Source organism: Paenibacillus oryzae, assembly GCF_001675045.1.
GTDB lineage: Bacteria > Bacillota > Bacilli > Paenibacillales > Paenibacillaceae > Pristimantibacillus > Pristimantibacillus oryzae.
The window spans coordinates 57,089-81,687 of record NZ_LYPA01000064.1 but is presented as its reverse complement, the minus strand read 5'-3'; the positions used below and the strand labels follow the sequence as shown (position 1 = coordinate 81,687).

The 24,599-nt window shown below is 51.0% G+C and carries 15 protein-coding genes; all 15 read left to right on the top strand.

The genetic code is table 11. From position 1 onward, the window contains the following. Positions 1 to 93: 93 nt before the first annotated feature. The 15 genes from leuC (at position 94) to gyrA (ending at position 24,403) form a co-directional block, all read left to right on the top strand. Positions 94 to 1,509, top strand: coding sequence for a 3-isopropylmalate dehydratase large subunit (gene leuC, locus A7K91_RS14165; RefSeq protein ID WP_068683793.1), 1,416 nt, complete (start codon positions 94 to 96; stop codon positions 1,507 to 1,509). 30 nt (positions 1,510 to 1,539) lie between these two features. Beyond that, on the top strand, positions 1,540 to 2,148 hold the full coding sequence (gene leuD / locus A7K91_RS14160) for a 3-isopropylmalate dehydratase small subunit (RefSeq protein WP_068683791.1): 609 nt from the start codon (positions 1,540 to 1,542) through the stop codon (positions 2,146 to 2,148). 171 nt (positions 2,149 to 2,319) lie between these two features. After that, complete coding sequence (locus A7K91_RS14155) at positions 2,320 to 3,762, top strand: N-acetylmuramoyl-L-alanine amidase (RefSeq protein ID WP_068683788.1); 1,443 nt, start codon at positions 2,320 to 2,322, stop codon at positions 3,760 to 3,762. Positions 3,763 to 3,806: 44 nt separating this feature from the next. Continuing rightward, positions 3,807 to 4,418, top strand: coding sequence for a GerMN domain-containing protein (locus tag A7K91_RS14150; RefSeq protein WP_068683787.1), 612 nt, complete (start codon positions 3,807 to 3,809; stop codon positions 4,416 to 4,418). A gap of 263 nt (positions 4,419 to 4,681) precedes the next feature. Continuing rightward, on the top strand, positions 4,682 to 6,781 hold the full coding sequence (locus A7K91_RS14145; RefSeq protein WP_068683786.1) for an S-layer homology domain-containing protein: 2,100 nt from the start codon (positions 4,682 to 4,684) through the stop codon (positions 6,779 to 6,781). 150 nt (positions 6,782 to 6,931) lie between these two features. Further along, entirely contained in the window at positions 6,932 to 7,612 is a 681-nt protein-coding gene (gene nth / locus A7K91_RS14140) for an endonuclease III (protein WP_068683785.1), read from the top strand. A gap of 20 nt (positions 7,613 to 7,632) precedes the next feature. Beyond that, positions 7,633 to 7,905: an NAD/NADP transhydrogenase alpha subunit gene (locus A7K91_RS14135; protein WP_068683783.1), complete on the top strand. Its 273-nt coding sequence runs from the start codon at positions 7,633 to 7,635 to the stop codon at positions 7,903 to 7,905. A 1-nt stretch (position 7,906) separates the two neighbouring features. Further along, positions 7,907 to 11,644, top strand: a complete 3,738-nt coding sequence (locus tag A7K91_RS14130) for a dynamin family protein (protein ID WP_068683780.1) — start codon at positions 7,907 to 7,909, stop codon at positions 11,642 to 11,644. A 1,337-nt stretch (positions 11,645 to 12,981) separates the two neighbouring features. Beyond that, positions 12,982 to 14,787, top strand: a complete 1,806-nt coding sequence (locus A7K91_RS14120) for an ABC transporter ATP-binding protein (RefSeq protein ID WP_068683778.1) — start codon at positions 12,982 to 12,984, stop codon at positions 14,785 to 14,787. Next, on the top strand, positions 14,777 to 16,597 hold the full coding sequence (locus A7K91_RS14115; protein WP_068683776.1) for an ABC transporter ATP-binding protein: 1,821 nt from the start codon (positions 14,777 to 14,779) through the stop codon (positions 16,595 to 16,597). Before A7K91_RS14120 ends, A7K91_RS14115 begins: the two co-directional genes overlap by 11 nt. 73 nt (positions 16,598 to 16,670) lie before the next feature. Next, positions 16,671 to 17,864 (top strand): phosphoribosylglycinamide formyltransferase 2, encoded by a 1,194-nt coding sequence (purT, locus tag A7K91_RS14110; protein ID WP_245697520.1) that lies wholly within the window; start codon positions 16,671 to 16,673, stop codon positions 17,862 to 17,864. A 16-nt stretch (positions 17,865 to 17,880) separates the two neighbouring features. Then, complete coding sequence (locus A7K91_RS14105) at positions 17,881 to 18,174, top strand: YqkE family protein (protein WP_068683772.1); 294 nt, start codon at positions 17,881 to 17,883, stop codon at positions 18,172 to 18,174. Positions 18,175 to 18,387: 213 nt separating this feature from the next. Further along, on the top strand, positions 18,388 to 19,578 hold the full coding sequence (locus A7K91_RS14100; protein WP_068683771.1) for a M14 family metallopeptidase: 1,191 nt from the start codon (positions 18,388 to 18,390) through the stop codon (positions 19,576 to 19,578). A 388-nt stretch (positions 19,579 to 19,966) separates the two neighbouring features. After that, the gene (parE, locus tag A7K91_RS14090) at positions 19,967 to 21,937 is read left to right on the top strand and encodes a DNA topoisomerase IV subunit B (RefSeq protein ID WP_068683769.1); all 1,971 of its coding nucleotides are present in this window, start codon (positions 19,967 to 19,969) and stop codon (positions 21,935 to 21,937) included. A gap of 12 nt (positions 21,938 to 21,949) precedes the next feature. After that, positions 21,950 to 24,403 carry a DNA gyrase subunit A gene (gene gyrA, locus A7K91_RS14085; RefSeq protein ID WP_068683768.1) on the top strand — a complete coding sequence of 818 codons (2,454 nt, stop codon included), beginning with the start codon at positions 21,950 to 21,952 and terminating at the stop codon, positions 24,401 to 24,403. The last annotated feature ends 196 nt before the right edge of the window (positions 24,404 to 24,599 follow it).

Below are 24,599 nucleotides of genomic sequence, written 5' to 3'. Positions count from 1 at the left end.
GATCAATGAAGAAAGACATGGTATGATAGGTTTAATTTAAGAGGCCGAGGTCTTCGGTATTTATCGCAATTATGAACTTATGGGGTGAACAGAATGGCTAAAAAAACGATGTTTGAAAAGATCTGGGACAATCACGTCATTCATCAGGAAGAGGGCAAACCAAGCGTTATTTATATCGACCTTCAGCTGGTGCACGAAGTAACGTCGCCGCAAGCATTTGAGGGACTGCGTCTGTCGGGGCGCAAAGTGCGCCGTCCGGACCTGACGTTTGCGACAATGGACCACAACGTTCCTACCAAGGATCGCTTCAATATTACGGATCCGATCTCGAAGCAGCAAATCGACACGCTGACTCAAAACTGTCAGGACTTCGGCGTTAAGCTGTACGGTCTGGACAGCCTTGATCAAGGGGTTGTTCACGTTATGGGACCGGAGCTGGGGCTGACGCATCCCGGCAAAACGATTGTTTGCGGCGACAGCCACACCTCCACGCACGGAGCGTTCGGAGCGCTTGCTTTTGGTATCGGCACAAGCGAGGTTGAGCATGTTATGGCGACTCAATGCCTCCAGCAATCCAAAGCCAAAACGATGGAGGTTCGCTTCCACGGCAAACGCAAGCCTGGCGTAACCGCTAAAGACTTGATTCTTGGCGTTATCGCACAATACGGCACCGATTTTGCAACAGGTTATGTTATCGAATACCGCGGCGAAGCCATCACCAGCCTGACGATGGAAGAGCGCATGACGGTTTGCAACATGTCCATTGAAGCGGGCGCGCGCGCCGGCTTGATCGCACCGGACGAAACAACATTCAACTACCTGCGCGGACGCGAATATGCGCCTGCCAACTTCGACGAAGCGGTTGCCGAGTGGTCCAAGCTGGTCACTGACGAAGGCGCCGAGTTTGATACGGTTGTTGATTTTGATGTAGATTCCCTGATTCCGCAAGTGACCTGGGGAACAAGCCCCGGCATGGGCACGGATATTACATCGGTTGTACCGAATCCTGCCGATATGGCGACTGAAAATGAGCGCAAGGCTGCTGAAAAAGCCCTTGAATATATGGACTTGAAGCCGGGAACCCCGATGACCGAAATCGAAATCGATTATGTCTTTATCGGTTCCTGCACCAACGGCCGGATTGAGGACCTTCGCGCCGCAGCTGAAATTGCAAGAGGCTACAAGGTGAGCGAAAAGGTAACGGCGATTGTCGTGCCGGGCTCCGGCCGCGTAAAAATCCAGGCCGAGAACGAAGGACTGGACAAAATCTTTATCGAGGCTGGTTTCGAGTGGCGCGATGCAGGCTGCTCCATGTGCCTTGCGATGAACCCCGATGTACTTGTTCCAGGGCAGCGTTGCGCGTCCACATCGAACCGCAACTTCGAGGGACGTCAAGGACGCGGCGGCAGAACGCATCTGGTATCGCCGGCTATGGCGGTTGCCGCAGCAATCAACGGCCGCTTTACTGATGTGCGCGACTGGGAAATCAAAGAGCCGGTATTGAGCTAAGCCGGGAAAGCAGAGAGGGGACTTATATCTATGGAACCATTCAAACAATTAACAGGAATCGTTGCTCCGGTTGACCGGGTCAACGTTGATACAGACGCTATTATTCCAAAACAGTTTTTGAAGCGCATCGAACGCAGCGGATTCGGCCAGTTCCTTTTTTATGAATGGCGTTTCCACGAAAATGGCGACATCAACGCTGACTTCGAGCCAAACAAACCTCGTTACGAGGGTGCGTCCGTGTTGATCTCCCGCGCCAACTTTGGCTGCGGCTCCTCACGCGAGCATGCGCCTTGGGCGATTCTGGATTACGGCTATAAAGTCATTATCGCGCCGTCCTACGCCGACATCTTTTTCAACAACTGCTTCAAAAACGGCATTCTTCCTATCAAGCTGAGTGAAGAACAGGTGGAAGACCTGTTCCAGCGCACGGCGCAGCATGAAGGCTACAAGCTGCATGTTGATCTGGAGAGCAAAACGTTGTCCGACGACTATGGCTTGAAGCTGTCTTTTGACATCGACGAGCACCGCCGCCAATTCCTGCTGCAAGGACTTGATGATATCGGTCTTACCCTTCAGCATGAGGATAAAATTACGGCTTACGAACAAAAACACGCAGCTCGCCTGGGTCAAAAAGCCTAAGTCAAGCCGCCGCAAAGAGGACATTCCGGCAAATAAACCGGATTGTCCTCTTTTTTCCTTCAAACGCAACTTTTTCTTACAAAATGCGTCTATATTTTTGTGTTCCTTGTCGGACAAGCTTGCCGGGGATAAGCCGCTCCGTCGGGAACAAATCAGTCATCGAGGTGGGAAATGAAAAAGTCGTTATCCATTCTGCTGCTCCTGTCGGTTATGTTCACTATGTTTGCCACTGCCGGACATGCTGCCGGTAATCCGCCAAAGCTGTTCCTGAATGGAACTCAGCTGTATTCTGACGTTGATCCGCTGCTTGAAAACGGCGTAACGTATGTGCCAATCGCCATTTTATCCGAAGGACTTGGCTATAAGGTCAGTTGGGACGCAACGATAAAAAAGGTGACAATTGAGAAAGACGCCACGATGATTGAAATGAGAATCAACGAAAAGCGTATGAACGTCAATGGAAATGCCATTGATATTGACACGGCGCCGCGGCTTTTGAACTGGCGCACGCTCGTTCCCGTCCGGATCGTTGGCGAGCTGCTGGGACTGGAGTTTGAGTGGAAGGGAACAGAGCGCGAAGTACATATGTCCGAACCTGCTCCACAGCCAGAGCCGGAAGTCCCTGTTGAACCACCCATCGAGGAAACTCCGGTTGGTTATATCAGCGACATAAGCTTAAACGCAAATTCCGAAATCGTGATTACGCATTCCGGCGTCGTGTACGAAGGAAAGCCGATTCAGTATGAATCGCCGAAGCGTCTTGTTTTTGATTTCAGAAACACAACCTATCTTCCTCATGTTTTCCAGCAGTTTATCGAGGACTCGCAAGCCAAAGTTACCGTTTCCGGCAATCCCCTGCTGAATGGCTTCCGGTATTCCCAATTCGAGACCGATCCGCTTATAGCAAGACTGGTCATCGAGGTTGGCGAGGATGTTGGCTATGTGTTGTCTCAGGCTGAAGGAGAAATGAGAATATCGTTAATGCCGTCAAGCGACGTACCTGTTGTAGCTCCTCCAGAAACGGAAACGCCTAATGAGCCTGAAGCCCCGATTGAGGAGCCGAAGGACGACGGAATAATTGACATCGTTATTGATGCAGGTCATGGTGCCAAGGACCCCGGCGCCTACAGCAAGCCAAGCGGCAAATATGAAAAGGAATTTAACCTTAGCATTGCGCTGCTGCTCAAAGCCGAGCTGGACAAGGACAAGTCCTTCCGCGTCCACATGACCAGAGCGGACGATACCTTTCTTGAGCTGAACGACAGAGTCAATTTTGCCGAAAACATTGGCGCGGACCTGTTTATATCCATTCATGCCAACAGCTTTACGAAAGATACCGTAAGCGGAACCGAAACCTATTATGAGCGTCCCGAAAGCAAAGCTTTTGCGGAAGTGGTTCATAAGCATTTGCTTAAGGCGACTGGTTTGACTGACCGGGGCGTCAAGAAAGCGGCTTACCGGGTCATTAAAAATACAACAATGCCGGCTATATTGCTGGAGGTTGGTTATTTGTCCAGCCCGGTTGATTCCAAGGTGCTGTTTGACGAAAAGTCGCAGGCCCGAATCGCTCTGGAGCTGGCTAACGGAATAAAGGAATACGCAAAGTCAAAATAAAAGTGCGTGTTAACAACCTCTAAAAGGAATTGGAGTTGGTCAGCATGACTACACAAGGAAAAAAATGGAGCCTGCTGCTGGCTTCCGCCGTTCTTGCAATTTGGCTCGGAGGCTGCGGCGCTGTTGATAAAGAAAAAGGAGGAAGTCCGGGCGGTGAAACGCCGCCGTCGGATGTTTCGCCTTCGCCAAGCGCTGAAGCATCGTCTTCGCCTGCAACGGAGTCCGAGGCTCCCGCTGAGCCAACGCCTGATCCCAACGCAAAGCGTGCAACAGTTACGCTGCATGAGTCTGACAGCGATCTAATGGATATGGTGACAAGAGAAGTTGAGGTTTCCTATACAACGGATGAAGAATTGATAGCGGCAACGATTGAGGAGCTGCGGAAGGAACCGGAAAACGGCAATATCTCTCTTATGAACAAAATCGAGATCAATTCTTTAAAGCTTGAGGGAGACCGTCTTGTGCTGGATATTCATATTCCCCAAGAAGGAAGATTTGGTTCATCTGGCGAATTAATGCTAGTGTCGTCCTTAAGGCAAACGTCCTTCCAGTTTGACTTCATTAATGAACTGGACATTTTGCTGGATGGCGAAGCGGTAGAATCCCTCATGGGACATGTTGAGCTTCTTCATCCTATTAAGCGCGATGATGTTTAAATGATCTATATAAGTTGAAAAAAAGAAAAGTAGGGATAGGCCAGAGTGTGAGGGGTTCTGGAGAAAAGCATATGCTTACGAAGTAACGTTCTTCCAGAACGTTTTAAGCGTTCGCTTGTGTTCCCGGATTTCACCATTTGAACATTTTATTCAGAGAAATCTGGGAACAATTGCGATCGGAAGAACTTCTCACACGCCGGTCCACGTCGCTGAAACTCCTTTTTTCAACTTATAGTAAACCCAACTTGAAGGAGACCGGTTATATGCCAAAGCAACTGAAATGGAAAAAAGTAATGAGCGGCATCCTTGCCTTGTCGCTGGCAACCGGAGGAGGAGCGGTCTATTTGTCCGCTCCTGTTGCCGTTTTAGCAGAATCCGCCTTAAAGACGCCTTTTACCGATATGTCGGCCGGACATTGGGCGGAGAAGCATATTGCGAAGCTGTATTTGCAAGGCGTTATTGACGGGTACCGGAATACAGTCGACAACACATTGACCTTCCAGCCTGAAAAGAGCATTACGCAACAAGAGGCGGTATTGATGGCGTTAAAATTTAGCGGCTTGAAGGATGAGGCCGAGGCGCGTTTTTCTTCGTCCATGGTGTTTTTTGAGGATGGCTTTAAGGTAAGCGACTACTTTACGCCTTACATCGAATATGCGTTTACGGAAGGTTTGCTGGACCGCACAGAGGAATACGCTTTGGCTTCCCAGGATCAGGATCAAGCATGGGGAAGCAAGCCGGCAAGCCGGGAATGGGTGACCAAGCTCATCGTAAAGGCGATTGGCCAAAATGCGATCGCCCAGCAGCTGCAAAACGTGCCTTCCCACTTTGGAGATGCGTCAAACATTTCACAGCGTTATTTGGGCTATGTTAATGCAGCGGTCCAATTGAAGCTAGTCACTGGCAAAACCGAAACGACCTTTGCTCCCGGCGATCCCGTTAACCGGGCAAGTCTGGCTACTCTGTTCAGCCGTGCGCAATACAGCTTCCCAGTTCAATATGCGGGTCAGGTTAATGGCGTTATCGCTGGCATGCAGGATGGCGTGATCAAGCTGTATGACAAGGGTGCGGAAACCAGCTATTATCTTGATGGCAATACGTTGTTCTATCATTACAATTCGGACAAGCCGATTACCGTATCCGAGCTTGTGGAATATAGCGACATTACGGTTATCGCACGAGACGGCATAGCCAAATACGTCGAGGTGCTGGGCGATGTTCAGCATACCGAAAATATTTCCGGCACATTCTTGCGCAACGTTCCCGAGGATAAAAGCTTCTACCTCTGGATTAATAATGCGCCCGTCAAGTTTGCCTATGACGGTTCGGCGCCTCTGGTTGATACAGACGGCAAAGTATTGAATATTGCCGACATTAAGGAAGGACGGGCGTTGACGCTGGTTCGCGATACGTTCCGGACTGAACCCCAAATCATTAAGCTCGTTGCCGATGCCCAGGTACCCGTAACGAAAGTAACTGGGGTATTTACGGATGTAAAATCCAACCTGATCAGAATCAATGAAAATAACAGCTACATTACCAAGGAATTGGTGCTTGGAGCTACCGTTGAAATCGAGGGGTTGGCATCGCCGGCCATTACCGATTTGGTGGAAGGATCCGATCAGGTGGAGTTGTCGTTGAATGATAAGGATCAGGTAACCCATGTCAAAGTGCTTAATCGTGACGTTAAGCTGCTGGCCGGAGCTGAAATCTGGGAAGTAAACGAAGCCAAAAACCTGATTTTGGTAGATGATGCGAAAGGTAAGGTGCAGCCACTCTATTTGACAGACAAAACCAAATTTGAATATTTTGGATCTGCCGTAGACCGTGCAACAGCTCTTCCGCTGCTCAAGACGAACAAAAACGTTGTGATCAGCTATACTCATGACAGCGTGGTTGCCATCAAATTTATAATCAACTATACGGGCACGGTGACAGCCGTAGATACAAAAAATAAAGTTCTCACGATAAAAACAGCAGAAGGCGCAATCGCCGCTGTACCTTATGTCAATACCATTGTTGGCGATATCAATAAGCCGATGGCTACTCATCTGGACCTGAGAACCGGCGATGTCGTTACGATGATGCTGAAGCAGGACAAGGTGGAGGCTACCGTTATTCAGGTTCATCGGACCAACCAGCTTGAGGTTGTATCCGTTGACGTTTCGAAGAAAATAATCAGGGCAAAAAATATATTAAATGAAACCTTTAATATTGACGTTAACTCTGCTGAGCTGTTAAAAGCAGACGGAACAAAAGGGCTAATCGGCTTGTACACGGCCGGAACCAAAATCGATGTTTCGTATATTGGCGCGGCCGTAGCCCAGGTGAAAATCGTTGCTCCAACCGCTTCAAACGGGTAAGCTGCCAGCTTATGGCACGCCTTTTGTGAAAAATAAAAAAAAACTGCCCGAAAGGGCGGTTTTTTTTTGAGAAATGCGATTTTACTGGTTGCGCACCGTGACAAATTTCGCTACACTTTGAACGATAGTGCAAATGTGGAGGCTTTATTGATGAATGCGAAACAGAAGATGCGTCATATATTGGATACTATAGCCGACATGTTTCCCAATGCGCATTGCGAGCTGAACCACAACAATCCCTTCGAGCTGACGATTGCCGTTTTGCTGTCAGCGCAATGTACGGATGAAACGGTCAATAAAGTAACGGAAGGATTGTTTCGGAAATATCGTTCTCCTTGGGATTATTTGGCTGTTCCTCTGGAGGAGCTGGAAAATGATATTCGCAGAATCGGATTATTTCGCAGCAAGGCGTCTAACATTCAGAAGTTATGCCAAATCCTGATTGATAAGTATGAGGGAGAGGTGCCGGATAGCCATGAAGGCTTGACAGAGCTTCCGGGAGTTGGCCGCAAAACGGCAAATGTGGTCATGTCTAACGCCTTTGGCGTGCCTGCCATAGCGGTGGATACGCACGTGGAGCGGGTTTCCAAGCGGCTGTCGATTGCAGCGGAGGACGATTCCGTATTGACGGTGGAGCAAAAGCTGATGAAGCTGGTTCCCAGGGACGAGTGGACGTTAACCCATCACCGGCTTATTTTTTTCGGGCGATACCATTGCAAGGCGCAGAAGCCGCAATGCCCTATTTGTCCGCTGCTGGACATCTGCAAAGAGGGTAAGCGACGTATGAAGCCTGCCGTCAAGACCCAAACTAAAGCAAAGAAAGCCAAATAAGGAAACGAAGGATGATGAAGATGAAGTGCATTTCCGTGTATACTAACAATTTTGAGCTGTTCTCCGATATTTACGAGCAGGTGCTGGAAGCTCCTCCGCAGGAGAATGAAGATATTGTTATTGAAGGCATCACCGTCAGCGGCTCCGGAGATGTGCCTGATCAATATATCGACCGTATGCGCACAAAGCCGGAAGTTGTTGTAATGAAGGAAAAGGAGCGCAACATTATGATTTTGCAGCACGGCAACGTTTTTGAAATTTGTCTCCCCTCCGACGAAGAGGCGGCTGTCTAGTTTGACGAAGCTCGTAACGATGAATACGGGGAAAATAGCTGACGCATTGCGCCGAATGGCGGAGTCATGGTCGCAAGCTGGCGATGACGGCCGTTCGGTGCAAGCGCAGGAACTGCTCAGTAAGCTGACCGAAGGTCGGCTTACTGTTGCATTATGCGGTCATTTTTCAGCAGGCAAGTCAAGCCTTGTCAATGCTTTATGCGGGGCAAAGCTGCTGCCGTCAAGCCCTATTCCAACCAGTGCCAATATCGTGTCGATCCGGGGGGGCGACAGGCCATATGCGGCGGTGGAAACCGTAAGGAACGGGGAGGTTGTCCAGGCGGAGATACCTATTGAAGAGCTGGATCGCTACTGTGTCGACGGAGAGCGCTTTCAATCGGTTTCTATCATTTATCCAAGCCCGCTGCTTGGAAAAGATATTGTATTGCTGGATACGCCGGGCATTGATTCCACGGACAACGCTCATCGTTTAGCGACGGAATCGGCGCTCCATCTGGCGGATGTTGTTTTTTACGTCATGGATTACAATCATGTCCAATCCGAGATTAACTTCGCTTTTGCAAAAAGCTTGAAGGATTGGGGAAAGCCGCTTTATTTTATCGTGAACCAGATCGACAAGCACCGGGATCGCGAATTAAGCTTTAGCGACTACGCCAAAAGTGTGGAGGAGGCCTTCCATGCCTGGCATCTGGAGCCGGCGGGAATTCTCTATTTATCGCTGCGCCAGCCGGATCATCCACAGCATCAATGGAACAGCTTGTTAGCTCTCATAAAGGAGCTGGCGGAAGAGAGAGAGGATTTATGCGCATATAGCGTCTCCTCGTCGATGAGCTATCTGCTGCAGGGTCATTTGAAGCAGCGCGATGAGCAGATGGAGACGAGGAGGCTTGCCCTGCTGGATGAGGCGGGCGGCGAGGAAGGGCTGCGAGAGGGCGAAGCAGCTATCCAGCGATTGTTCGGGCTTACCGTATCGCTGCAAAACGAAAAGGAGCAGTTCCGATCCGGTCTTCTGCGAGAGCTGCAATCCATATTGGACAATGCCAATATTACTCCGGCGAGTTTGCGGGATTTGGCGCAGGCTTTTCTGGAAAGCAGGAAACCGGGCTTCAGGGCAGGCTTGCTGTTTGCGGGAGCCAAGACGGCCGCAGAGCAGGCGCGCAGACTGGAGGTTTTCCGCTCCGAGCTGCTGGCATTGACGGATGCCGCTATCGACTGGCACGTCAGACAGCTGCTTCGTTCAGCGGCTGAGAGGATATCTTTTGACATGGAGGCGCTGGAGGCGGAAATGGGCTCAAGGCTCGTTTGGAGGCCGGACGAGGAATGGCTGGCTGGCAAAATCAAACCGGGCGCGGTAATAGGCAATGAATATACCATGATCTATTGCAAGGAAATGGCAGCTGATTTAAAGGGGAAATACCGGGGATTGGCGCTTGAGGTCATTGATGCCTTGGCCGCATTTGCCGCTAAAGCAGCTGATGAAAAAATAAACGCCGTACAGTCGCAGCTGAAAGAGGCGGAGGAGCAAGCGGGCGCCGCCCGCAGTCTTCGCAAGCTGGAGCAGGAAGAAAGCCGTTATCGGGAGTCCCTGCAGGCGCTGCTGCCGCCAGCTGCACAAGCTCCTGCGTTGCCGCGTCCTAGACGCGAATCCCGGAGGATTGACGGGACGGCCCTGCCAATTGCTGCAACGGGTAATCCCCGCGCTCTGTCGGCGGTGACAGCCCAAGCGGGTTCGGTTGAACAGGAGCATAAGCAAGCTTCTGCTCCTGATGTGGAAGCGGCAGATGCAGGACAACGTATCGGCAGCAAGCGGGATGAAGGAGAATCCCGTGGCTTGGCGTCCGAAGGCTCTGCCCTGGGGCTTCAGCGCGACGCCGCTGCGCGGCTGTCCGCCGCTGCCGCTCTGCTGGAGGGCCAGCCTGCGCTTCATACAGCCGCTGCCTCCATGAACGAGAAGGCTGCGCGGCTGAGGAGCAGCACCTTTACCATCGCGCTGTTCGGCGCCTTCAGCGCAGGCAAGTCATCGCTGGCTAATGCTCTGATCGGAGAAGCGGTGCTGCCGGTGTCCCCTAATCCAACAACAGCGGCAATCAACCGTCTTATGCCGCCGGATAGCGAATATGGCCACGGCATGGCGCGAATCGTAATGAAATCCCGTCAGGAGCTGCTTGCCGACCTCCGCTATTCGCTTCATTTGCTTGGAGAGGACGCATCGGAAGCCGCTTTGCCGGATGCCGCTGACATTATGGCGCTGGTGGACTCTCTTTCTCCGCAATCCGTCGGTGCGGGAGGACGCCCTCACTACAGCTTTTTGCGGGCGGCCCGTTCGGGCTGGGAGAAGCACGAGCCTTTGCTTGGCCAGGTGCTGAAGGCGGACAGAGAGGAATATGTTTCCTTTGTGGCGGAAGAATCCCGGTCCTGTTTTGTCAGCAGCATCGATTTTCATTACAGCTGTCCGTTAACGAATGAAGGCATTGTGCTGGTGGATACTCCGGGAGCGGATTCCGTAAACGCGAGGCATACCGGCGTTGCGTTTAACTATATCAAAAACGCGGATGCGATTTTGTTTGTGACCTACTACAATCATGCTTTTTCCCAGGCCGATCGCCAGTTTCTGGACCAGCTTGGGCGCGTGAAGGACCAGTTCGAGCTGGATAAAATGTTTTTTATCGTCAATGCAAGCGATCTTGCTTCAAGCCAAGAGGAGCTTCAAGGCGTGCTACAGCATGTGGAAAGCAATCTCCAGAAGCATGGTATTACCTTTCCGCGCCTGTATCCCGTTTCCAGTATTATGGCGCTGGACGGAAAAGAGGGCAGAGACCTTGAGGCGCTTTCGCAGTCTGGACTGCCCCGGTTCGAAGAGGACTTTCATTCCTTTGTCCGCCATGATCTGGGCCAACTCGCCATTCAGTCCGCGCAAGGCGAAATTCAGCGTGCGCTGCAGCTGATTGATGGCTGGGTCGCCGGAGCGGAGGGAGACGCGGCCAGCCGTCAGGCTGAGCTGGGCAAGCTGGAGCGTCAATTGGAAGCCGCCAAAGCCGCGATTCAAAGCTTTGGCCAAGGCGAGTTTCCGCAGGGCTTAAGGCAGGAAATGAAAGAGCTCTTGTATTATGTTGTTCAGAGGCTGCAATTCCGGTTTGGTGATTTTTATCATTTGGCATTTAATCCTTCTTCTTTGCAGGACGACGGGCGCGACTTGAAGCGCGCGGTATGGACGTCATGGCTGGAGCTGCAGCGGCTTTTCCAGCGGGAGCTGGCCCAAGAGCTGCAAGCCACAACGCTCAGGCTTGAAAGAGGCATATGGCGAGAAATAAATAAAGGCTACGAAAAATGCTGCCAGTATTTATTGGAGGATATGCCGGATTACGCGCCGCCGCCCGTGTCGGAGGGTTTTCTGGAGACGCCAGCAGAAGGAAGTGATTGGGAGGAGGGCACCATTGCCGCCAAGTGGCTGTGGAGCCGTTTCAAATCCCCTCGCCATTTCTTCGAAGGGGAAGGCAAGGACGCTTTGCGCAAGGAGCTGGAGGCTTTGGTTGTTCCGTCACTGCAGCACAAGTCGGAATCCATAGGCGAGGCGTGGATGACACATTACGAGGCCGTTTGGCGGAACGCAGCAGCCTCCTGCAGCAAGCGTCTGCTGGAGGATATAGATTCTTTTGGCCAGGGCAAACGTCTGTCGCTGTCGGATCAATCCAATCTCGGAGAGCTTAAGGAACTGCGAATTTCTCTTAGCCATCTATGATTTTCCTGTTCTTTCCATCCGATGTTTTCGGTTTAAGGAGATGCTTTTACCGGCTGTTCAACAGCTGGCAAAAGCATCTTTTTACATATCATAAATGGCACAGCCTAATTATCAGCGCTTGAGTTGGAGCTTGTATGCAAGCAGAGGGTGGAATAGCATCATGTATCTAGAATGCGAGATTGTTTGCGTGCAGGGTGTGGGATGGCTGTAGGTATGCAGAATGCGAGATGGTTTACATGTCGAGTGTGGGTAGATTGCATGTATGCAGAATGCGAGATGGTTTACATGTCGAGTGTGGATAGATTGCATGTATTAAGGATGCGAGATTGCTTGCATGCAGGGAGTCGGCTGGTTTGCAATGCAAATGCGGGATGGCTTGTATGTATGCATACGTGAGCTAAGGTTTAAAAATAAAGTGATATTTTAGATGTGATCTGTTTTTTCTGGTCATTTATGACCGTTACATGCTGGAATTACTAGATTTTCGTTGAGCAACGGTCATCCGTGTCCTTTACAGCTCCAAATTGGTGCATACGGGCAGGATTTATGAACGTTACGGACACTAATGTCCATTACAAACGGAATCATCGTCTAAATCAGCTTCTAAAGGACATTTTTGTCCGCAAGAATGAACCGCCACAAGATTCCTCTTCCGAGAGTTCATGAAAGGAGTAAGGAGTAGAGAGGAGTTAGGTATAAGGGGTGATTTATACTGGATATAAAATCCATTTTTGACTGCGGAGGCACATCTCTGAAGTACCTCGATAGGAGTTTTTTTCACGAGTTGTGTGCGTTTATGCAAAAATGGAGTAATAGGTTCATTCTCTATACAATAAGCGACGATTTAAGAGCTTTTGGTGGTTTCTTCTTCCTAATCGCCCCAATTAAAGGGTTCCTTCGGGAATTCGTTTACATATCGTATTTGCCCGTTATAAGGGATGCTGATACTATCATTCATACCAAGGTGAAACGGTTGATTCTGTCCACTGGAGAAGCAGCATGTTTCATTCCGAGAAATATAGAGAAAGAATGAAGACTCAACCTAATAATCAGTGCTTGACAGAAAACAGAGCTTTGCGGAGGGGCAGAGGGATTCTGGAGGAGGCATATGCTTACGAAGCGATGTTCTTTCAGAACATTTGAAGTGCTCGCCTTTAAAGAACGATTCCGACCATAGACCTCATAAAATAAAAGGAATCGGGCTTTAACAGCGATTGGAAGAACCCTCTGTCCTGTAGCGTTACATCTCGGTCCAAGTCAAGCACTGATTTCTGGTTTGAGCCAGAATGGCATCATTTGCTTTCCTATATTAAAAAAAGATGGGGAGTTGGATTTCGTTGGATGTTATGAGGCGACTGAAAGCCTTCTATTTGCCCGAAGCAAAGTTTTTGTATTTATCCGTATTTTTTTTGATGTGCGCAACGGCTTTTGGACTCGTGTATCCTATGCTTCTCAGCTATTTGATTGAAAATGTCATCAAGCAAAATCAATTTGAAAAAGTGCCTATGCTTGCTCTTATTGTTGTAGGCGCTATCAGCTTGAAGGCGGTTAATCAGTTCTTGCACGGCTTTTTTGGCGGAAGGCTGGGCAACAAGGTTGCGTACCGGATGCGCAACGCCTTGTACGACAAGCTGCAAACCCTGTCTTATCAATATTATGACAAGGCCAAAACAGGCGATCTCATGTCGAGACTGACAGCGGATCTGGAAGCGATCCGGCAATTTATCGGCTTTGGTTTTGCGCAAATATTGAATATGGTCATCATGGTTTTGTTTGGCGGCGGAATGATGCTTTATTTAAACTGGCAGCTGACGCTTATTACGCTGGCGCCTATCCCGCTGCTCATTATTATCGCGCTTCGATTCGAAAAGCTGATCCATCCCGCTTTCCAGGAAATGCGTCAAGCGATGAGCAATCTGACAACCGCCGTTCAGGAAAATATAACGGGAGTCAGAACGGTCAAATCCTTTGCCCGCGAAGGACATGAGGTGTCCAAGTTTTCCGTGCGGAGCGAAGCGTATCAGAACAACCAGGTCAGGGCTGCGACATTGTGGGCCAAGTTTTTCCCTGCGATGGAGGTTAGCGCCAATCTTTGTCCTGTCGTGCTGCTTGTTGCGGGCGGCATCATGGTCATTAACGGAACGCTGGTGCTTGGCAATTTTGTCGCCTTTTTCAGCTTGATCTGGTATATTGTTGGACCGATGTGGGGGCTTGGCTTCCATATTAACAACTATACGCAATTCAAAGCATCCGGCGAACGAGTAATTGGCCTAATGGAAGAGCATATCCACGTTAAAAGCGTGGAGCATGCGGTTGAGGTGGATGCGGAGCATACAAAAGGACACGTCGTGTTTGATCACGTAACGTTCAACTATCCCGACAAGCCTGCCGCTTTGACTGATATCACCATTGATGCAAAACCGGGCTCTGTAATTGGCTTTTTGGGCGAAACGGGCGCCGGCAAATCAACGATTATTCAGCTTCTTATGCGGGCGTATAACGTCAAGCATGGTAAAATCACGCTGGACGGCATAGATATCCGCAATGTGGACGTTGCTTCGCTCAGACGCCAAATCGCGCCTGTTTTTCAGGAAACCTTCCTTTTTTCAGCCGCTATTCGGGATAATATTGCCTATGGTGTGCGGGATGTCACGCAGGAGGATATCGAGCGTGCGGCCAAACTGGCCAAAGCCCATGATTTTATTATGGAGCTGCCGCTTGGCTACGATACGATAGTTGGCGAACGGGGCATGGGGCTGTCGGGCGGCCAAAAGCAGCGGATTGCCATTGCCAGGGCGCTGATTAAAAACCCTCGCATTCTGGTGCTTGACGACGCCACAAGCGCGGTGGATATGGAGACCGAGCACGAAATTCAAGCCGGCTTCAAGGAATTGATGAAGGGACGCACGACCTTTATTATTGCCCATCGGATTTCCTCGCTGCGCCATGCCGATGAAATTATTGTTCTGGAGAAGGGGCATATCGTTCAACGCGGCAAGCACGAAGAACTGATTGCGCAAGAAGGCCCTTATCGCGACACCTACAACATCCAATACGCAGACTTTGACGCAGCCAAGCAATACCGGAACGCTGCCGGGGAATTGCATGATTTTGCAAAAGGAGCAAGCCATTATGAGCGCTGAACAAGCATCGAAAGGACGGAATCGAAACGAACGATTCGTCTATCAGGACGATGATGCCATTGAAAAACCGTTTAACTGGGCTCAAATCCGAAGATTGTATTTCTATATGAGACCTTATCGCCGCCAGCTGATGCCTGTTCTTTTGATGATGGTGGTCGGCACCTTGACCCGATTGGGTACGCCGCTCCTGATGCTGCAGGCGATCGACGGCATTCTTGGCGAAAAAGGGTCTCAAAATGTGTATCATCTCGTTGGAATTGGAGCAGCAATGCTGGCTTTGTACATCCTGCAATGGATTTCCAATACGTATCGGATCAAATATACCAACATTATCGGACAGCAGGTCATTTATGATTTGAGGGCTCATCTGTTCCAGCATATCCAGAAGCTGAGCTTCCGGTTTTATGATAAACGTCCGGCAGGCTCCATCCTCGTTCGCGTCACCAATGACGTCAACGCGCTTCAGGATTTGTTCACAAACGGCGTTGTCAACCTTTTGATGGATTGCATTCAGCTGGCGGGTATCGTTATTATTTTGCTGGCCTTAAACATCAAGCTGGGCTTGGCAGTTATGATTACGGTTCCGCTTATGTTTATCGTATCCACCTCGCTGCGCAAGCGAATCCGCTTTGCCTGGCAGGATGTGCGAATGAAGCAGTCCCGCATCAATTCCCACTTGAACGAAAGTATTCAAGGGATGAAGGTAACGCAAGCTTTTGTACAGGAAAAAGACAACATGGGCTTTTTTGACCATATGAACACCATCAACCTGAAATCCTGGAACAAGGCGTCCGCGCTAAACCAAACGTTTGGCCCCGTTATTGAAATAACGGCTGCAATCGGAACCTGTATCCTGTTCTGGTATGGAGCAATGCTGATCCAGGCGGAGGTTATTACGATTGGTTTGCTCATTGCTTTTGCCAACTATATCGGAAACTTCTGGGAGCCGATCAACCGCCTGGGCCAGATGTATTCCCAGCTTCTGATCGCAATGGCCTCCTCGGAGCGTATTTTTGAGTTTATTGATGAGGAAACGACCGTTAGAGAAGGCGATAAAGCGCAGCTTTTGCCGCCTATTAAGGGAGACGTGACCTTTGACAATATCGTGTTCGAATATGAAAAGGGCCGTCAGGCGCTGAAAGGCATAAGCATCGACGTAAAAGCGGGTCAATCCATTGCGCTGGTTGGCCATACCGGCTCCGGGAAAAGCACGATCATCAACCTGCTTTGCCGCTTCTACGATCCCGTGCAGGGACGGGTGCTGATTGACGGCATCGATATCCGCGATGTCAACATCGAAAGTCTTCGCTCGCAAATCGGCATTGTTTTGCAGGACACCTTTATTTTTGCGGGATCAATCCGGGACAACATCCGTTATGGACGGCTGGATGCTACCGATGATGAAATCGAGGAAGCGGCCAAAGCGGTGCACGCCCATGATTTCATTATGGGACTGCCGGATGGCTACGACACACAGGTTGAGGAACGAGGCAACGTATTGTCTATGGGACAGCGCCAGCTGCTGTCGTTTGCACGGGCTTTGCTTGCCGATCCTCGCATCCTCATTCTGGACGAGGCGACTGCCAGCATTGATACTGAAACCGAGCTGAAGATTCAGGAAGCGCTGAAGACGCTGCTTGCCGGACGTACCTCGTTTATGATTGCGCATCGTCTCTCCACCATCCGCCATGCCGACGATATTATCGTGCTGGATCACGGGGTTATCGTGGAGCAGGGCAATCATGAGCAATTGGTTGCCAAACGCGGCGTATACAATGGGTTAATCGAAGCGCAATTCCGCTTTTTGTAAGGGCATATTGATTTTTATAGGCGGAACCTCCACAATGGAATTGACAAAATTTCAGACGTGGAGGTTCTTTATTGTGACTTATGGAACTTATGGATCGCCATTAGGCGCTTATGGAAAAAAGCTGCTGCTGCTTGGCTCTGGCGAGCTTGGAAAAGAGGTTGTTATGGAGGCGCAGCGGCTGGGGCTTGAATGCATTGCCGTAGATCGCTACGAGCATGCTCCCGCTATGGCGGTTGCCCACCGATCCTATGTGATCGATATGCTGGATGGCGAAGCGCTGCGTCATTTGATCGAAAAGGAAAAGCCGGACTACATCGTGCCTGAAATTGAAGCGATCGCAACCGAAACGCTGGTTGCGCTGGAGGAAGAGGGGCATCGCGTCATTCCAACCGCTAGAGCCGCTAGGCTTACGATGGATAGGGAAGGCATTCGGCGGCTGGCTGCGGAAGGTCTAGGGTTGCCCACTGCTCCTTTCCGGTTTGCCGATTCTCTGGAGGAATTGACCGAGGCCGCTGCGGAGCTGGGTTTTCCTTGTGTCATCAAGCCGATTATGAGCTCATCCGGAAAAGGCCAAAGCGTTTGCCGTTCCGCGGAAGAGCTGGAGAGCTGCTGGAACTACGCAATGGACGGCGGACGCGCGCGCAACAGCCGGATTATTGTGGAAGGCTTTGTCACCTTCCAATCGGAAATTACGCTGCTGACCGTCCGGTCGGTTTCGGGCACGTTGTTTTGCGCGCCAATAGGACATGTGCAGAAGGATGGCGATTACATCGAATCTTGGCAGCCGCATGAAATGACCGAAGCCCAGATCGCACAGGCTGAGGACATTGCGTTAAAAATAACAGACGAGCTGGGCGGCTACGGGATATACGGCGTAGAGCTCTTTTTGACGGAGGATGGCGTTTTGTTCAGCGAGGTTTCGCCTCGTCCGCATGACACCGGAATGGTAACGATGGCCACGCAGGATATATCCGAATTTGGTCTGCATGTTCGCGCTATTATGGGCTTGCCCATCCCTGGTATACGCCTTCTGACGCCGGGAGCCTCCCATACGCTTAAAGCGGATCGCGCTTCCAGCGCTTTCCGGATCAGAGGTTTGGAGGAGGCCTTGTCCGTGCCTAATACGCAGGTTCGCGTATTCGGAAAGCCAGCAGCGTTGCCCGGACGCCGCATGGCGGTTGCGCTTTCGACAGCAGGAGAGGTCGAGGACGCTAGGACTCTGGCCCGCCAGGCGGCGCAGTCCCTGTCCATAGGCTACGACAATTGAGGGGAGGAGTTTAGACATGGCTAAAAAGAAAAAAGGCGGCTGCCCGCCAAGCGGCAATTCCCGCAGCAAGACAGAAGAGTCCGGCGGCAAGCAGCAGGAGAGCGGAGCAACGCTGAAGGAGCTGCTGGGAGCGGATGTCCTCGGCAAGCTGAAGGCGCAGGCCGACGAACTGAAGCGCACTGAGGCGGAGGCTATTGAGCGCAAGCGCCAGGAAGCCGAGGAAGCCAAACGAAAAGAACAGAAGCTTCGTGAAAACGATTTTGCCTATTTGCTTGAAAACAGCAAACCCGGCGGCGGGAAATATAGTTAAAACGGCACGTAAAAGAAGTCTTAAAAGAAGTTTCAAAAGAAGCCTCTAGCGCAAAGCGTTTTCCTGGCGGGCCGATAATCCGCGCAGCAGGAATTGCTTTGCCGCCGTCAGGCTTCTTTTTTGCTATGCCGCTAATGAGACAGGTTGAAGGACGCATATACTGTTCTGACGGAAAGCAGGTCGTGAAATCGGCAACGGAAAGGTGGCTGCGTCATGCAAATTGTGGTGCAAAACGGCGATACGTATTGGAGGTTCAGCTTAATTTTTGGAGTTCCGCTGCAATTAATTATCGACTCCAACCCTGCAATCGCACCAGATGCCCTGCAAGCAGGACAAGTTGTCCAAATTCCGGGTTATGAATGGCGCCGTCACACTGTTGTGGCAGGGGACTCCTTATGGCGCATTGCGTCAGCGAACGGCATTTCCGTGGAGCTGCTGATGCGCAGCAATCCCGGTGTGGCAAGCGGCAATCTTGTCATCGGAGCCGTTCTTCTTGTGCCGCAAAAAATAACCTCCCGCATCATTGATGCAGACCGTCCATATACCTATGCCGCTGTGCTGGAGGATTATAATGCGCTGGCCGCTCTGTATCCCTTTTTACGCAGCAGCACGATGGGGAAGTCGGTAATGGGCAAGGATATCCCTGAGCTTCGCGTAGGCAACGGCAGCCGCATCGTTCATTTCAACGGGTCGATTCATGCCAATGAATGGATTACAACCTGCGCCCTGATGCTTTTTCTAAATGATTATTTGCTTGCTTTAAGCAGCGGCGCAGACATCAGGGAAGCGCCAACCTACCCGCTGTATCTGGAAACGACGCTGAGCCTTGTGCCCATGGTTAATCCGGATGGAGTGGATCTCGTCATTAATGGCGCGCCTGAGAGCGAGCCTTACCGCAGCAGTGTGTTGGCTATTAACGGGGGGAACGACAGCTTTGGCGGCTGGAAAGCGAATATGGCAGGGGTGGACCTCAACAAGCAGTTTCCCGCCCTGTGGGAGCGGGATGCTGTGATGGGGCCGCAAGAGCCTTCGCCGCGTGATTATTCCGGCACCGCACCGCTTACGGAGCCGGAGGTTCAGGGGCTTGCGGCGTTAACCCGCAGCAGTGATTTTTCCATGGTTTTGGCCTTTCATACGCAAGGCGAGGTTATCTATTGGGGATTCCAGGGGCTTGAGCCGCCGGAGTCCGCTATTTTGGCCGCGCGTTTTGCCGCTGTCAGCGGTTATGAGGCCATCCGTTTTGTAGATAGCACCGCGGGTTATAAGGATTGGTTTATTCAAGATTGGCGAAGACCTGGGTTTACGATTGAGCTTGGAAGCGGCATAAATCCGCTGCCTTTATCGCAGCTGCCGGATATTTATAATAAATCGCTTGGCATTATGCTGGCTGCCCTGCAGGGATGATCACGAAGCGCCAGGGGTTTATGGAGCGAACGAAAAAAAGAATAAAAGGCCAGGCACAAGATCCTTTGCATGGGAAAGAGGAATGCTCTTCCACCGCTGCAAAGGATTTTTCATGATTTTTATTAATAAGCCAGACCAAATTTGCGCAGTATGGTAACAACGGCTGCTGTTGCTACATTGCTAACAATATGATAACGTATATCCGGCTTTGCTTTTTTCGATAACGTTTTTACAAAGGGATGTAAATCAGCATCATTTCGGTAGCCGCGCCCCTTGAATGAGCAGCATAGCGCTTGCTCTGACAAGCGGCGCATCTTTACGAAAGGGAATAGTTGCTTTAAAATAGCTTGAAGACGATGCATATGGCATTGATATTGGGAGGAAGCACATGGCTGAGCAATTGGATTTATTAGCAGGAACGCCGGCCGAAGGGCGGAACTACGAGGCCGATGATATACAAGTGCTTGAAGGCTTGACGGCCGTCCGGAAGCGGCCAGGCATGTACATAGGCAGTACCAGCAGCTCCGGGCTGCATCATCTGGTGTGGGAAATCGTCGATAATGCAGTGGACGAGCATTTGGCGAAATTTTGTTCCGCCATTGATGTCACGCTGCACAAAAACGGCTCCATTACGGTGCATGACAATGGACGGGGCATTCCGACGGGCATGCACAAAACGGGAATTCCGACGCCGCAGGTTGTTTATACCATTCTTCATGCGGGCGGAAAATTCGGCGGCGGCGGATACAAAAAATCCGGCGGCCTGCACGGCGTAGGCGCATCCGTTACCAACGCATTGTCGGAATGGCTGGAGGTCGAAATTTACCGCGACGGCAAAATTCACAAGATGCGTTTTGAATATTGGATCGACGATAACGGCAAAGAGCATGTCGGTGAGCCGGTAACGGGCCTTGAGATTATCGGAAATACGAACCGCACGGGGACAAAGGTTACCTTCAAGCCCGATATCCGGGTTTTCCAGGGCGGCGCTTCGTTTAACTACGATACCCTTGCCGAGCGGCTTCAGGAGATCGCTTTTTTGAACTCCGGCTTAAAGGTGAGCATCAAGGATGACCGCTCCGGGAACGCCGACGTTTTTCATTACGAGGGCGGGGCAAGCCAATTTGTGCAATTCCTGAACGAAAATAAAACGGTGCTGCACGAGGTTGTCCATTTTACCGGGGAACGGGATGACATTGAGGTCGAGGTAGCTCTTCAATACAATGACGGCTACACCGAAACGATCGCTTCGTTTGTTAACTCCATTCCGACAAGAGGCGGCGGCACCCATGAAACGGGCTTCAAAACGGCATATACCCGCGTTATGAACGAATATGCCCGCAAGGTTGGACTGCTCAAGGAAAAGGACAAAAATTTGGAGGGCAGCGATCTGCGCGAAGGCATGATGACCGTCATTAACATTAAAATGTCTGAGGTGGAGTTTGTTGGCCAGACCAAGGACCAGCTCGGCAGCGCTTCCGCGCGAAGCGGGGTCGACGCTGTCGTTACGGAGCGCATGAACGTATTCCTGGAGGAAAACCCCCAGGTAGCCCAATCGCTTCTTAAAAAAGCGGTACAGGCGTCCAAAGCACGTGAAGCGGCGCGCAAAGCGCGCGAGGAAATACGCAGCGGCAAAAAACGCAGCGAAAGCTCCAATCTGGGAGGCAAGCTGACTCCGGCCCAATCCAAGGATTATACACGCAACGAGCTGTTTATTGTGGAAGGGGATTCCGCAGGCGGCTCCGCGAAGCAGGGGCGCGACTCCAAGCATCAGGCGATTTTGCCGCTCAAGGGCAAGCCGATGAACCCGGAAAAAGCCCGTCTTGCCGATATTTTGCGCAACGATGAATATAAAGCGATCATTTCCGCAATCGGCGCAGGCGTCGGGCCTGAATTTGAAGCGGATGAAAGCAACTACAGCAAGATCATTATTATGACTGACGCGGATACGGACGGCGCGCATATACAAGTGCTGCTGCTGACGTTTTTTTATCGCTATATGAAGCCGCTGATCGACTCGGGAAGAATTTATATCGCCCAGCCGCCGCTGTACAAAATTACCCGTAAATCAGGCAAGCTGGAGACGGTGCGTTATGCATGGACGGACGAGCAGCTTCAAAACTATTTGAAGGAAATCGGCAAAGGATATGAGCTTCAGCGCTACAAAGGACTTGGCGAGATGAATCCGGAGCAGCTGTGGGAAACAACGATGAATCCGGAGACGCGCACGCTTCTGCTTGTTCAAATTGAGGATGCGGCAAAAGCGGAACGAAGAGTATCCACACTAATGGGCGATAAGGTTGATCCGCGCAAACGCTGGATTGTTGAAAATGTTGATTTTACGGAATACGAGGAATAGAGGGGAAGAGCTATGGGTATTCTGGAACAATTTTTGCCCGCGTACCTGGAAGAGATTGTTGGCGACCGCTTCGGACGCTACTCCAAATATATTATTCAGGACCGCGCCATACCGGATGTGCGCGATGGCTTAAAGCCGGTGCAGCGCCGTATCCTGTATGCGATGTACGATTCCGGCAATACGCCGGACAAGCCATACCGCAAATCCGCCAAAACCGTCGGCGACGTGATGGGCAATTACCATCCGCATGGAGATTCCTCCATTTATGAGGGCATGGTGCGGATGGCCCAGCCATGGAAAATGGGACATCCGCTTGTGGATGGACACGGCAACTGGGGATCTCAGGACGACGATCCCGCAGCGGCTATGCGTTATACGGAGGCCCGTTTGTCCAGCATCGCGCTTGAACTGCTTCGCGATATTGAAAAAAGAACGGTGCAATTCAAGGACAATTTCGACAATACAACAAAAGAACCTGTTGTTTTGCCGGCCCGGTATCCCAACCTGCTGGTTAATGGGGTCAGCGGCATTTCCTCCGGATTCGCCACGGAAATACCGCCGCATAACCTGCGCGAAATAATCGACGCTTGTGTTGCGTGCATGGATCGCCCTGGTATTACGCTGGAGGAATTGATGACGATTGTTAAAGGCCCCGATTTTCCGACCGGCGGACTTATTATGGGCGAAGAAGGCATACGCGAAGCCTATGCAACGGGCAGAGGACGCATTTATTTGCGCTCCAAAACGGCTATCGAGGATTTGCGCGGCGGCAAACAGCAGATCGTCATTACGGAAATTCCGTATCAGGTAGTTAAATCCCGCCTCGTGACCGCGATGGAAAACATCCGGCTGGAGAAAAAAATCGAAGGCATCGCCGAGGTGCGCGACGAAAGCGGCCGGAATGGCCTGCGCATTGTCGTTGAGCTGAAGAAGGATGCTGACGGGGCTGGCATTTTGGCTTATTTGCTCAAAAAAACCGATTTGCAGGTTACCTATAATTTCAATATGGTGGCTATTGTCAATAAAGCGCCTCAGCAGCTTGGCCTGCTGCCAATGCTGACGGCTTATATCGATCACCAAAAAGAAGTAGTCACTCATCGTACAGCGTACGATCTTGAAAAAGCAGAGGACCGGGCCCATGTGGTGGAAGGGCTGGTTAAGGCGCTAAATGTGCTGGATGAGGTTATTGCAACCATCAAGGCTTCCAAAAACCGTGCCGATGCCCAAAACAATTTGGTGGCAAAGTTTGCTTTTACCGAACGCCAGGCCGACGCGATATTGACGCTGCAATTGTACCGTTTGACCAACCTGGAAATTACGGCGCTTGAAAAGGAATTGAAGGAAGCGCAAAAGCGCATCGCTTATCTTCAATCCATTCTGAACAGTGAAAAAAAGCTGATCGGCGTCATTAAGGAAGAGCTGCTGGAAATCCGGGGCAAATACGGCATTGATCGCCGCAGCGATATTCAAGGCGAGGTCGAGGAGCTGAAGGTGAATCTGGAGGTGCTTGTAGCGCCGGAGGATGTTCTGGTTACGCTCAGTCAGGAAGGCTACATGAAGCGGACCAGTATGTTGTCCTTTACCCGCTCCGGAGGCGAGCTGGACAGCGCCGGCGTCAAAGAAGGGGATGTCATTCGCGAGCTGCTTCAGGTCAATACGATTGACAGCCTGCTGCTGTTTACGCGGAAGGGGCAATATTATTTGCTGCCGGTGCATCAAATTCCGGAGTTTAAGTGGAAGGATACCGGTACGGCCGTAGTCAATATAATTCCGCTTCCCAAAGATGACTCCATTATTAGCGTCATTCCGGTCAAGGATATTGGCGCATCAGAGCAAACTCTTGTTTTTGTCACCAAAAAAGGTCAAGTGAAGCGAAGCGAGCTGAAGGACTATGCCACCACGCGTTCAACTGCCGTTGCCGCCTGTAAAGTGGCCGAAGGCGACGAGGTTATTAGCGTAACGCTAAGCGAAGGCGGACGTCAATTAATGCTTGTGTCCCGAAACGGGCTCAGCATCCGCTTTGACGAAGCCGAGGTGAACAGCATGGGCCGTGTAGCCGCCGGCGTCAAAGGGATTACGCTGCGGGACGGGGACGAGCTTGCGGCGGCGCTGTGGGTCTCTGACGACGAAGGCGAAGTGCTGGTCGTATCGGATATCGGCTTCGGCAAGCGCTCGCTGCTGCTGGATTATCCGATTCAGGGCAGAGGAGGCAAAGGCGTACAAACCTTTGAATTTAAAGAAGGCAAGCGGGTGCGCCCTAACGGCTCGTACATCGCTGCTGCCTATTATTGCAGGGAGCCGCAGGATATTGTAGCCATAACCTCTGGAGGCGGCAAGCTGATTGCCAATTCCGAAAAAGCGCCGATTGAAGAACGCAAGGCTATCGGCAAGCAATTGTTCGCCGTGGAGAAAAATGAGGTCATCGTAGCCTCCTTTATCCGAACAACGCCGGAGCTGCAGGGCTAGGATGCGTCTGACGAAAAGTCGGCACGACCTCTCGGAGTAAGTAGAAACGCCCTAGGAATCAAGAGACCCGTTATGGCGTTTTCGCCATGACGGGCCTTTTTTCGTGGAGTTGAAGCGCCAATTATGTCGGTTTTGGCTGAAGGATAGCGATTAGAGGCGCAAACTATTAATTGCATTAACCTTTTATTCGACATTT